This window comes from Acinetobacter entericus, assembly GCF_026168575.1.
In the GTDB taxonomy this organism is placed as follows: Bacteria; Pseudomonadota; Gammaproteobacteria; order Pseudomonadales; family Moraxellaceae; genus Acinetobacter; species Acinetobacter bouvetii.
Genome location: NZ_JAPEQW010000007.1, coordinates 150,417 through 163,690, shown reverse-complemented (window position 1 = coordinate 163,690; position 13,274 = coordinate 150,417). Strand labels below are relative to the sequence as shown.

The following is a 13,274-nucleotide window of genomic DNA, read 5'->3' as shown; positions in this document are numbered from 1 at the left end:
AACTTGGAGCTGAGTGAAAAATGACTTATGAAAGAAATCTAATATATTATTTCACTGTTTAAAATAAAATAGGTTTTTTAACATTTCTCGTAGAGTCATAATTGATGAAATTGAGATGCAAATTCAAAACTATGCAAGTCCATATTCTTTTTAGTTTGTTTATTTGGTGCAAAGCCAAATGAGGACACGCCCTAGATAGTAACCTTTATTTATTATCATATGACTTCTACCTGCCTATAATCAAGCTTGAGCTCGCTAAGCGAAGCGGGATGAGCAAAATAGTAGCCCTGAAAATCATCACATTCATATTTTTTTAGAAACTGGGCTTGATCCTGATTTTCTATTCCTTCAGCAACCACGTGCAATCCTAGTTGATGAGCCATAACAATAATGGCTGCGACAATCGCGCCATCTTTTTCATTTTGAGGTAAATGTTCAATAAAGCTGCGATCAAGTTTTATCTCATCCACAGGTAAAGTGCGTAAATAACTCAGACTCGAGTATCCTGTGCCAAAGTCATCGACAGAAACCTTGATACCCAAATCACGAACAGCTTTTAGAATTTCTAAAGAACGGTCAGCACCCGCAATTAACATGGTCTCGGTGACTTCAATTTTTAATAGGTCGGGTTGTAACTGAGTATCAGATAACGTTTCCTGTAAGTCATGCAAAAAGCCTGTGCGCTTAAATTGTAAAGGGGAAAGATTGACAGCTACACTCAGGTTAGCTCCGTTTTTCTTGTTCCAAGCTACAATATCCTGACAGGCTTGCTGTAACACCCATTGGCCAATGACGACAATCTGGCCGGTTTTTTCAGCAAACGGAATGAATTCTACCGGAGAGATAAAGCCTCTTTGTGGATGCTGCCAACGGATTAAGGCTTCGACACTTTTTAATTGGCCTGAGCGAGCATCAATAACGGGTTGATAGACTAACCTGAACTGCTTTTCTTGCATGGCAACCATTAATTCGTGGCGCATCAGCACGTAATCGATTTTCGGTGTGCCGATAGAATTAAACGCATACCAATGCCAGGCATTTCCGCCTTCTTTTTTCGCTTCATTCATGGCATGTATCGCATGATGAAGTAATTGAGTCGATTTTTCTATTTGAGGGTCATCATCTGCAATGCCAATACTCGCACTCATATGAATTTTATGGCCATCAAGCTCAAATGGAGCTGACAGGCTTTTTAATATTTGCTCTGCAATAACAGCGACCTGTTTTAAATCATGGCATTTATTCAGAAGTATGCCAAATTCATCTGCTGAAAAATGGGAAATGATATCTTCTTCTTGAATGACCTGACGCAGGCGATTTGCTACAGCAATCAGAAGTTGATCACCAATGATGTGCCCCAAACTTTGATTTAAAGGCTGGAATCCATCTAAATCAACATACATCACAATCAGGGAGCGAGGATTGTCATGCTGAAGGTGGAAGGCAACATCCAGTATTTTTTCAAAAGTATGATGGTTAATTAATCCGGTTAAACTGTCATGGGTTTGCTGACGGGCAATATATTCGCTATTCGCCCGCTGTTGGGTAATATCTTGCTGAATCCCGATAAAGTGCGTGCAAAAATTTTTATCATCAAAAACGGGTCCTAATATGAGCTGGTTCCAGAACCAGCTGCCATCTTTACGATAGTTTTTTAAGGTCACCTGGATTTCTTGCTGTTCTTGAAGTGTATTGTGGATTTTATACACTGCCTCTGGATCTGTTTCGGGACCTTGCAGAAAGCGACAATTTTTACCAGTGATTTCTTCTTTTTTATAACCCGTCAGGCTTTCAAAAGCAGGATTCACATATTCAATGGCCTGGTCCGCGGTGGCCTTAGTCAACACGATGCCATGAGGATTGGCATCGACACTACGTTTCAGTAGCCGTAACATTTCTTCGGTTTCATGCCGTTCGGTAATATCATGGGCAATCCCAAATACACCGACCACCTGTTGGGCTTGTTGAATAGGTAAATAAGTGAGGTCTAGCCAGTAACATTTCCCCAAGGCATTCTGTGCCTGGATTTCCAGGTGTTGACTGTGGCCTTGCAAGGCCTGTTCAAATGCAGTTTGAGCTACTGACTGAAAGTCAGCACAAATAAATTTTGAGAAATGTGAGCCCCGAGTCTGTTCAAGATTAAATTTAGTGATCTCTTCAGAGGCGAGATTGACATCAATAATGATGCCTTCAGGATTATGTTCAAAAATCGCATCGGGATGGTAGGTGAAGAACGAACGGTATTTATCATTGAGCGCCAGTCTTTGTTGCCGTTCTGCATGCAGGTCCATACTCAGGGCAACCAGAGATGCGGCATGAGAAATTAACTTAATATGAGTAGAGGTGGGGCATTTAGGGGAACGATAATAGGTTGCAAAGGTTCCATAGAGCGTTCCCTGGGCATTAATAATAGGTGTTGACCAGCAGGCGTTCAGATTTTCTTCTTGAATCAGGCTATGGAAAGCTTCCCAGTTTTGGTCAGTGGCTAAATTTTCACAAATCACCAGTTTTCGGTGAAAAGCTGCCGCACCACATGCTCCCACATGTGGACCTATTTTTAAATCAGAAACGGTTTCTATATATCGGTTAGAAAAATGCTGGCTACCACTAATTAAATTTAAAGTTTGTTCTGTTTCTGAGTACAACATGATGGAGACCATTGAATCTGGTATCCGAACCTCTAACCATTCACTGACGGTCTGAAAGATGATTGCTAAGTCTGCATGTTGCCCAATTAAATTAAAGATGGATTGAGTATCTAAATAACTCGCTGTTTGACTCATATAGCATACCGTCCTTGAGTTGTATTGCGCATTTTTGATAGATTCTCAAGCGAAATTAGTAAAATCAGAGCTAAAGGTTGATTATTAATCTCAAATAAATAATATAACAAAAATGCTACAAATATCACACATAATTATCTAAAAGTCTTATAGTTATCAAACTTGAGATTGAAAGTTTTGTTTAAATAATAATTCTCTCGTAAAAATCATGGAGACTGAAAGAGAAATCCTCTTTTAAAGGGTAAGCAGTGTATATATTCGGTTACGTTTCAAATCCAGATTGGGTATTTGTATTAATCGAAGCTGTTTGAATATTTCAGTAGTCTGAAACCATCCCCGAATTATCCTATTTAAGATGGTTAGGTAGGGTTGCATGACTCTGTGTTTAATTAAATCATTAGTCCAAATTTACACACTAATCTAATTAATCAATCTTACTAACTCTAAATATTATTCACTTTTCCCATAAAATATAAAAAAGCTAAAATACTTCAATAGTTACTTAGTACGAAATTAGACCAATCAACCATCAAATTTTTCCTTTTCTCAAGATAAGCTCCACGTAAGTAAGCTGCTTCTACTTCATCAGGTAGTTTATGTGCTAGTACATGCTCACAGACTTCACGAGGATAATCAGTTTTATCGGCTGACCAATCACGAAATGTTGATCGAAAACCATGTGTTGTAATTACTCGATTTTGTTTTGGATCAATATAGCCTAAGCCATTTTCTTTAAACTTCTGTTCATGCAAACGTTTAATTAATGTGGTTAATGACATGTCAGAAAGCATACCACCACGAGGGGCAGGAAAAATAAAGTCTTGTGGTTGGGTATATTCTTTAATTGATTCAAGCAAAGTGATTGCCTCTTGAGACAATGGAACACGGTGTTCTTTGTCTGCTTTCATCCGTTCTTTAGGAATGATCCAAACTTTATTCTTAAAATCGATTTCCAACCATTTTGCCCCAAAAACCTCGCCAGAACGACATGCAGTTAAAATCGCAAATTCTAGAGCTTTAGGTGAAATTCCTTTTTTCTGTCTCAAGTGCTGAATAAACTCAGCAACCTGTTCATAAGGTAATGATGGGTGAGGACGCGACTCCTGCTTTAAATTCCCCAAGATTGGCTCGAGGTTACCTTTCCATTCAGCAGGATTATCACCAACAAAATATCCCATGGCCTTAGCATAATCAAAAATGGCTTCTATACGACCACGAATACGTTTAGCTGTTTCGTTCTTTTCAATCCAGATAGGTCTAAGAACTTCGGCAATATCAACTTTAGTAATTGTGCCAATACTGATATCACCTAAAGTTGGATAGATATAGGTTTCTAATGTGGATGACCATTGCCCAATATGCTTTTGATTTTTGAGTTCACGGGTTTTATTGGCAATAACAACTTCCGCACACTCCATGAATGTTTTGTCACGAAGTTTTTGGCTATGCAACTTTTCAAGCTGTTTCTGCTTATGTGCAATTGGATCAATGCCATTTCGTATTTGTAATCTTAATTCAGTTGCTTTAGCTCGGGCTTCAGCTAATGAAACTTCAGGGTAGGGACCAAGACCAATATCACGGCGATGAGGTTTTAACTTTCCATCTCTATCGAGACGTTTGCCAACAACAGCACGTAAAATCCAAACACGAGAATTGCCTTCGACATTCAAGCATAAGCCATCGACACCACCTACAGAGTGTCGACCAGTTGTTTTAATTTTTGCTACACTGAGTGCTGATAGCTCTTTAGATTTCTTTGGCATGATCTTTGGTTACCCCTCAACCTACCCCACATAAAATACTGGAAATGATTGGAATAGACAAGACAAAGTTGGATGGATTAAACTGTAAATTATTGAAAAATATATTTTTATAATATTGGATTGGATTGCTTTGGACTATTGTTAGACGGANTTGGAATAGACAAGACAAAGTTGGATGGATTAAACTGTAAATTATTGAAAAATATATTTTTATAATATTGGATTGGATTGCTTTGGACTATTGTTAGACGGACACCGCTTCCGCCAAATTTTGAATTAAGCCCTTGTATTTGCAAGGGCTTTTTTCTTGCCTGTGCTTTTGTCCCACATAAAAACCCACATAAAATTTTGGATTGGAATATATCAGAATAGACTTTATTGGATAAAGATTGTGGGGAGTCTAATGAGTTTCTAATAAGAAGAGCTGAAAATAAACTGGCAGACACAATAAAAAATAGTTTGATCCTCTGGATTCTTTTAATTCAGACTTCAGATAAACTTAAGTTAAATGGAATAGTTGATACTAGCAAAAAGCTAGTATCAATTTTGATATTAAAATACTTTCATAAGTCTAAGGTTGATACGATTGTCTTCTTTAAAACCATTTTCTACCCTGAGATCACGACCATAATTTAAAATAACTTGTGTTGTTGCTGTAGGTGAAATTCCAGTACCAATCCAAAATTTGGTTTGTTTATTTGAATCTGTAGTTACACCATCTTGTTTTGTATCTCCAGCATCACTGTATGAGAGTCCAGCACGCAAATCAGCAATATCAGTTAAACGATATCTGGCATTAGTTTGAACTTGAAAGCCTAAATCTTGTTTTAAGCTTCCATTTATAACATCATCATTCTTATCATAAATTGTAAAATCTCCAGCAATATCCCAGTTTAGACGATCTATAAGCTGGGTTGTATAAGCCCCTTGAACAGTTAGCTTGACTCTATTCTCACCGAGATCCAAATCATTATATTTTGAGTATTTTCCTGTTGGTAAATAGAGATAGGGGGTAATACCAAATGTCGATTTTGTATCTTTATCATGATAAATAAAGAAAGTATTTGCTAAAATAATATCGCCTAAACCACTGCTACTTCCTAAAGAAGTGATATCTTTTCCAGCATCTAGATGTCCAAACGGCACTAGAATTTGCGGTGCGATGTGAAGCCCAGCAACATCCATATAGTGTACATAACGAGCAATACCAATATCGGACTTAAGTTCCACATTATCTGATACTCGATTATTTCCATTATAAAGCGAATCTCTGGAAGCATGTTGGTAGTAGAGCATAGCTAAATTTGTGCCACTAGGCGCATAGTCATAATCGCCAGCATCTAGATCGACTGCATATACATTTTGTAGAAATAACAATCCAAGAAGGCTGGTTGCCAACGTATGTATTTTTTTCATAACGATTCCTTGTCTGATACCAAAATCATGATGTTATTGACTGAGTAAAGTTTATTAGCATGATGCCCTAAGCCATACTTTGGCTTAGAAGCAATTTGACTTTTTAATGATTTATAGAATTGACAGCTTTTTCAAAAGCAAGGAATCCGTTATAGGCTGTAGGATCAACAAAAGGGAGTGTTTGAGTTGCCCAATACCCGCCAATATTGTTTTTAATATCAATCCAATAATAGAGATTTGCTAAACCACACCAGCCGATTGTACCTGCTGGACGACCTGAGTCAGTCACTTGTTCATTGACCATAAAACCAAGTGTCCAGCCTTTTTCAGCTTCAGGATAGATATTGACGTCATTGGACAAAGTAGGAATCGAGCCTGGTAAATTTTTCATGGCAATATCTGCTAAGCCATTATTAAGAGCCAGTTCAAGTGTGCTTTCTTGAAGTAAACGCTGACCGTTGACCTCACCACGATTTAGCCAAAGGCGAATAAATTTTAAATAATCACTGACAGTAGAATAAAGACCATGCCCCCCCATATGTACTTCTGGTTCTTGCGGTAATAGGAAATCTGAGTCTGCTATCAAACTGCCATCTGGTTGACGATGGTGCATACTCGCACGGCGTTTAAGCATAGAGGGTGTTAAGGTAAATGCAGTGTCATTCATTTCTAAAGGATTAAAAATTTGTTCCTGCATGAGTTGACCAAGGCGTTTGCCACCAATTTTTTCTGTGACTAATCCAGCCCAATCAATATTTGAACCATATTCCCATTGTGTGCCTGGTTCAAACAATAAAGGGGTTTTTAAAGATGCTTTTGATGAAGTGATGACACTTGGATAACCATGTTCAGAAGTGAGTTTCTGATACTCAGGATTAAAAAAATCATACCCCATACCAGCTGTATGTAATAATAACATTCGAGTAGTTACATCTATTTTCGGGGCTTGGAGAATAGGTTTTCCTTGAGGGTCAAAGCCATGAAGAACCTCAAGTTGACCAATTTCAGGAATATACTCTTTAGCAGGGGCGTCTAAATCAAGTAGTCCCTTTTCGTATTGTTGCAAAGCCACAGTCGTTGTAATTGCTTTCGTTGTTGAAAAAATTGCGAATACACTATCATTCGTCATTGCTGCATGTGTTGAAATATCCCGCTCACCTGCATGATTTAAATACAGAGTTTGATCTCTATTTGTAACCCCTGCTACAACTCCTGCAACAGGATGACTGTTATTAACAACCTGATCTAAGATAGGATCGAGAATTTGCTGTAATTGCTGTTTCATGAAGAAACACTCCATTCCATTTGAGTTATTACTTAATCGATGTCATATGACAACATTTTTAGTCTAAAAAGGAATGTTTCAACGGCTCTACCGCAAATAGGCAAGCTTTATCGAAAAACGGCAATTATTTGATAATCAATATCTATTTTTCAATGTCTGTGAGGGCAATTCATTGTACATCTGATAATAGTTACGAGCAAAATCACCTAAATTGAGATAACCACAAGCCAATGCAATTTCAGTTACTGTTTGTTCTGGTGAGGCTTCTAATAATTCTTGCCTTACTAACGTCATACGCATATTTCGCATAACTTGAGCTGGGCTAGACTGTCGGTATTTTTTAAAACCACTGGATAAGCTTCGAATACTGATGCCAATCGCTTGTGCAATTTCAGCAATTGTAGGGCTATCACGTAAATTTTCACGCATATACTGCTCAGCGTGCTCTATAAATTTAGGTGTGATCCATGCTTTTTGATTTAAATCTATATTTGCCCGAATTGACCATTCATTGAGAATATGCAGACCAATCATTTGTTGTAAATGTTCACCTGCTTTCTTTTTTAATTGTGCTAATGGAATTTCCGAAATACTTTTACTTAGATAGGTCAGTAAGGATAGCCAGCTTGAATCACTTCCCCCGAAAAAAGTTTTAAACTGCCACATGTGAATAGGGGCTTCATGCCCAAAATTTGCAACGACCAAACGGGCTAAGACATCATGTGGAATGGTCAAATTCAACTGTAAATGCTGTGGGTCGAAGTGCACAGCATAATCATCTGTTTGGCTACAATCTACAAGAAAAGATTCGCCGACGTTGGTTGTCTGCCAGTTGTTGGGAGCAATTGCATGTTTTCCATGCCCCTCTATAGTAGTCAGAAGAATAATATGACCTTTATCTTGATTCCATTGATCAAGATAAACGGGGATGCCATATTTAAAACGAGTGACAATCATATCTGCCACAGATACAGAGTGCATACTTGAATTTGGCAATAGTCCCTTACCTACAGGTTGTGCATTGTAGGGCATATAGACTTGATCAGACCAATTTTTAATTTCATCCCAGTCCATTGAGATATTTTTATGCGCCTGAGGAATGTATCCTCCTCGGCAATCTTGAATTAAACTGTCTTGTAACATCACAACAACTCCATGTTATGAAAAAAGTAACTCTCCTACCTAAATTTTTAGGTTGCTACTTTTTGTATTACTCTAGGCTATTTGATGTTTCTGAAATTAACAATAAAACATCTTATGTGAAATGCTCTGGGCTAATTTAATATGAAAGAAACAGCCTGTCTATGACAGGCTGTTTCTTATGCTGATTTAATCTTTTTCAGTTCAAGCTATTCGAAGATTTGGGTCTCAAGGCTCAAAATACGGATGTTTTACACAAAAAATTAGCCTCCAATTCAAATGATCATTAACTATGTAGGAAACTCCCAAATTTACCCGCAGAGATCATTAATAAATAGATTGGCTAAGATGGAGTTGTCTCAGAGTACTGTGGGTTTCCTCCATCAATACCATGTTCTTTGCAAAGATTTTGATAATACTCTCTAGTTGATTTTTCTGTTAAAAGTTCTTCATTTAATTTAGTAATTTCATTTTTTGCTTTTCGATTTCGAGTAAATTTTTATTGATTTTCTGATTAAGGACTTGAAGTTTGATTATTTTTGTATCTACTTTTGCTTTATTGTAAACCATGAAATTGGTATATGCATTAATTACATGTTCAATGACTATTTCTTCTTTTGCCCAGCCATTCTCATTTTTGAGATATTGAATTCGAGCGGCTTTGTTGCACAAAGATTTAAAAAGTATAACTTCATCTAAGCGACTCAAATTTAAGTGGCAACTTGGGTATGAGGTCGGCCTAATATCGTAAATTTATGTAAGACTGTCACACGTGCATGAATCTCGTTAACTTGACTGTCAAAATTTCTAGCACTGAGTTTATTGCCTAATAACTTGATGCAATGCATCTTGGTTTCAACCAAGCTTCGGCGATGATAGCATGACCATTTTTTCCATAGTGTTCTGCCTAAATATTTAACTGATTGAAGTAACTCATTTCTCTCCTGAGAATGTGCTTCTGTATCTTTCCAAGGTCTTGCATTTTTTTCTGGGTGGCATCACCGCATGCGCTTGTCGATCCGTAATGACTTGACGGCATTTTTTTGTGTCATAAGCTCTATCGGTATAGACAGAGTCTATTTGCTCATCAAGTGCAACCTGATTAAGTAAATCTCTAGTACTTGCAAATCACTAACATTATTTGCAGTGAGCTTTGCAGGGTTTCAGCATCTACACCAATATGTAGTTTACGCCATTGGCGATGATATTCAGGCTGATGTTTCTTTCGTTTCCATTCACCTTCACCTAGAAACTTTAGACTAGTAGAGTCGACAAGTAGATGGAGTTCATCACTACTTTTTTGATAGCCAATCGCAATATCGATATGCCTTTGTCTTCTGCATAGTGTTGAATAATCTGGCGCTATCCAATTTAATCCGCAAAGCTTAATTAAACTTTGAACAAAGCCAGTAACTATTCGCAAAGACAATTTCAATAGATATTTAATCATTAAGCAGCATTGGATAGCTGCGTCAGAATAAGTGTGATTTCGTCCGTGTTTGTCTTGTGGGTGAACATACCATTGAGTCGTAGGATCAAACCAAATCGAGATATTTCCACGATTTATTAATGCTCGGTTATAAGCGAACCAATTCGTTGTTCTATAGATTTTAGGTGTAGGCTTATTCATTTTGAAATTATATTGCTGAACAGGCCTTCTTGGATAGGTTTGTGCAACAAAGCCCTTTTGATTTATAAAATAGATCTAATCTAGCCAAAGAAATTATTAGCATGTGATTAAAGTATAAATTTATACTTTAAAGGATTTGCTGTTGTAGCGTTTATTTTATAAGCTGACAGTAGGTCAAATTTCGATATTTCCGAAGAATGACATAGTTTTTATCTAGGATATCAAATATAGGCCAAAGGTATGCTGACATTATTAAAAAATAGTTCCATCCTTACTCGGGCAAATCCAGTTGAGGCATCTTCATTTGTATTGGAGCATATTGGGAATCATGAAATCAAACTCCTAGATAACTTCAAAAATACAGCGAGTCTCGATTATCGACAGGCTTCGGCTTTGAGCATTTGTCAGATCCAGTATGGAAGTGATGTTGAAATTTGCTGTGAAACTTTAGGTGATGCCTATCATTTACAATTCATGTTATCAGGTCAGTGTGAGTGGACAGATGAACAAGGTTCAGCAAAATTCGTCACAGGGCAAATGATGATGGTTAATCCTGATCAGTATGTGAAACAAATTTATGCCAAGAACGTTCGAAAATTTATTGTGAAGATCCCAAGCACTATTATGCACAATGCTTGTGATAAGTTGGGATTGAGTACTTCAGAACATGCTTTAAAATTTCAAATGAATAAATACAATATAAATGAAAGTGAAAATTTACTAAGCTTTTTACAACTTTATTGTACTGAAGCAGAATATGTGGACACTAATTCAAATGTGATAGAATTGTACAATGACATCATGGTGAATAAAATTTTGACGACACTGTCACATAATGCTGAATATAGAAATAAGGACTATCCTGCCTCTTTTGAATTCTTACTAAATTATATAGATAATTCTTTGACAGAGGATATAAGTTTGGAGTACATGCTAAAAATCACCTATACCAGCCAAAGATCATTATATATGTTGTTTGATAAATACCTTAAATGCTCTCCGAAACAGTATGTAAAGAATCGTAAATTATTAAAAATTAATGAGATTATCAAAGGTGGTGGTTTAGTCAGAAATATTTCTGAATTGGCAATAGAATATGGATTTTATAATGTAGGGCGTTTTGCTAAAGAATATAAAGATAAGTTCGGTGAGCTACCTTCAGAAACACTTAAAAAAAGAAATAACTGAGAATGAATAGTTGTATTTAATATAATATTAGGCTCAATATATTTAGATTATAAACTATTAATTTGGTTGTTTGACTTTTATAAGAAATAAAATTTGCAAAATTTGTATATCAATATGCAGAGAATGAACAGACCCAACATCAAAATAGCAATTATTCTAGTTGTATAGGAACTATTACTATACAGGAGTTAGAATGATGTCTAGCCATTCCGAATTGTTAATTGAACGGATAGCAAACTCAATAGAAGAAAATGCAGAAAAGGGTATTTTTCGTTGTCGTCGTGATATTTTCACAGATCCTGAATTATTTGCATTGGAACAGAAATATATTTTTGAAGCAAACTGGGTCTTTCTTGCACATGAAAGCCAGCTTCAAAATATCAATGACTATTTAAATGTCACTATTGGTCGCCAACCCGTCATCATTACTCGCGATAAGAATAATGAGTTGCATGCACTAATTAATGCTTGTGCCCACCGTGGTGCAACCTTATGTCGATATAAAAAGGGTAATAAATCTACATTCACCTGCCCGTTTCATGGTTGGTCCTTTAACAACACAGGTAAATTATTAAAGGCTAAAGATGAAAAGACAGGAGGATATCCACCACAGTTTAAAGAAGATGGTTCGCATGACCTGAAAAAACTAGCGCACTTTGAAAACTATCGTGGTTTTTTATTTGGCAGTATTCATGCCACAGAAATTTCTTTATATGAGTTTTTAGGTGAAGCACGTAAAGTAATTGATCAAATTGTCGATCAGGCACCGCAAGGACTAGAAGTCTTGTCTGGTAGCTCGAGCTATACGTTTGATGGTAACTGGAAATTGCAAACAGAAAATGGTGCCGATGGTTATCATGTCACTAGTGTGCATTGGAATTATGTAGCAACGATGAATCATCGAAAACAAGATGAGACTGTGACTAAAGTAGTTGATCCGAATGCGTGGGGTAAAAGCTCTGGTGGAACATACTCATTTGAAAATGGTCATATGTTGTTATGGACTAAATTACTCAATCCAGAAGTACGTCCTGTATATGAAAAACAGCAACAATTAGAAGAAATCTACTCTAAAGAAAAAGTGGATGCAATTGTCAATCAAACTCGTAATTTATGTCTTTATCCGAATATGTACATTATGGATCAGGTTTCTACCCAAATTCGTATTATTCGGCCTATTTCTGTCGATAAAACAGAAGTTACGATTTATTGTTTTGCTCCTATTGGGGAAGATGAGCAAACTCGTGAGATTCGTATTCGACAGTATGAGGACTTTTTCAATGTAAGTGGTATGGGGACACCAGATGATTTAGAAGAGTTTAGAGCTTGTCAAGAAGGTTTTCATGGCGATATTGCAGAATGGAATGATCTGAGCCGAGGTGCAACACGCTGGTTAGATGGTGCAGATGAAAATGCTAAAACACTGGGCTTTAACCCAGTACAGTCCACTATTGATTCGACTGATGAGGGCTTATTTGTCAAACAGCATCAATATTGGGCAGAGCAACTCATCAAAGGATTGAAACAAGATCAGTCAAAAACTGTGCAGAAGATTGCTTGTAAACAGGAGGCTTAATCATGACACACGATATTCTTTCAATTTCGGCATTTCTTTATAACGAAGCACGTTTGCTTGACGATCGGCAATGGGATGAGTGGCTATCTTTGTATGCTGAGGATGTAGAGTTCTGGCTACCTTGTTGGACGGATGAAGATACATTAGTGGAGTCTCCAACTAATGCTGTTTCACTACTTTATTATGCTAATCGCAGTGGCTTGGAAGACCGGATTTTCAGAATTAAGACCGAACGTTCTGGTGCAAGCAGTCCTGAGCCGAGAACGGTGCATCAGATCAGTAATATTGAAATTTTGGAACAGAATATTCATCAAATCAAACTGCGTTTTAACTGGCACACTATGATTTATCGGTTCAAAAAAATTGAGCAGTTCTTTGGTCAGTCATTTTACACCGTGCAGATTAATGGGCAGCAACCGCAAATCAAAAATAAGAAGGTTATTCTGATGAATGATTACATTAATCAGGTACTGGATATTTATCACATTTAGTA

The 13,274-nt window shown here is 36.9% G+C and carries 9 protein-coding genes and 1 pseudogene; 3 read left to right on the top strand and 7 right to left on the bottom strand.

Annotated elements, in window-relative coordinates; translation table 11 throughout:
* Nucleotides 1-215 precede the first annotated feature (215 nt).
* The 7 genes and pseudogenes from OKC24_RS07780 to OKC24_RS07750 all read right to left on the bottom strand — a co-directional run bounded on the left by OKC24_RS07780 (nt 216) and on the right by OKC24_RS07750 (nt 10,017).
* Nucleotides 216-2,783 carry a bifunctional diguanylate cyclase/phosphodiesterase gene (locus OKC24_RS07780; RefSeq protein WP_265464941.1) on the bottom strand — a complete coding sequence of 856 codons (2,568 nt, stop codon included), beginning with the start codon at nt 2,781-2,783 and terminating at the stop codon, nt 216-218.
* A 491-nt stretch (nt 2,784-3,274) separates the two neighbouring features.
* Entirely contained in the window at nt 3,275-4,546 is a 1,272-nt protein-coding gene (locus OKC24_RS07775; protein WP_265464940.1) for a tyrosine-type recombinase/integrase, read from the bottom strand.
* A 552-nt stretch (nt 4,547-5,098) separates the two neighbouring features.
* Nucleotides 5,099-5,962 (bottom strand): transporter, encoded by an 864-nt coding sequence (locus OKC24_RS07770; RefSeq protein WP_131276301.1) that lies wholly within the window; start codon nt 5,960-5,962, stop codon nt 5,099-5,101.
* Between the two features lie 103 nt (nt 5,963-6,065).
* A complete protein-coding gene (gene acmB / locus OKC24_RS07765; RefSeq protein WP_131276300.1) occupies nt 6,066-7,247 on the bottom strand; it encodes a methyl acetate hydrolase AcmB in 1,182 nt (393 codons plus the stop codon).
* Nucleotides 7,248-7,382: 135 nt separating this feature from the next.
* Nucleotides 7,383-8,390, bottom strand: coding sequence for a helix-turn-helix domain-containing protein (locus tag OKC24_RS07760; protein WP_130146797.1), 1,008 nt, complete (start codon nt 8,388-8,390; stop codon nt 7,383-7,385).
* Between the two features lie 450 nt (nt 8,391-8,840).
* The gene (locus OKC24_RS07755) at nt 8,841-9,095 is read right to left on the bottom strand and encodes a hypothetical protein (protein WP_130146795.1); all 255 of its coding nucleotides are present in this window, start codon (nt 9,093-9,095) and stop codon (nt 8,841-8,843) included.
* A 2-nt stretch (nt 9,096-9,097) separates the two neighbouring features.
* A pseudogene (locus OKC24_RS07750) lies at nt 9,098-10,017 on the bottom strand (IS5 family transposase).
* A gap of 240 nt (nt 10,018-10,257) precedes the next feature.
* Between OKC24_RS07750 and OKC24_RS07745 the strand changes: the two are divergent.
* From OKC24_RS07745 to benB, 3 genes are all read left to right on the top strand, one after another.
* Complete coding sequence (locus tag OKC24_RS07745) at nt 10,258-11,205, top strand: AraC family transcriptional regulator (RefSeq protein WP_265464939.1); 948 nt, start codon at nt 10,258-10,260, stop codon at nt 11,203-11,205.
* A 193-nt stretch (nt 11,206-11,398) separates the two neighbouring features.
* A complete protein-coding gene (locus OKC24_RS07740) occupies nt 11,399-12,781 on the top strand; it encodes a Rieske 2Fe-2S domain-containing protein (protein ID WP_252151892.1) in 1,383 nt (460 codons plus the stop codon).
* Complete coding sequence (gene benB / locus OKC24_RS07735; protein ID WP_416346073.1) at nt 12,781-13,272, top strand: benzoate 1,2-dioxygenase small subunit; 492 nt, start codon at nt 12,781-12,783, stop codon at nt 13,270-13,272. The genes OKC24_RS07740 and benB overlap by 1 nt, the downstream gene beginning before the upstream one ends.
* The last annotated feature ends 2 nt before the right edge of the window (nt 13,273-13,274 follow it).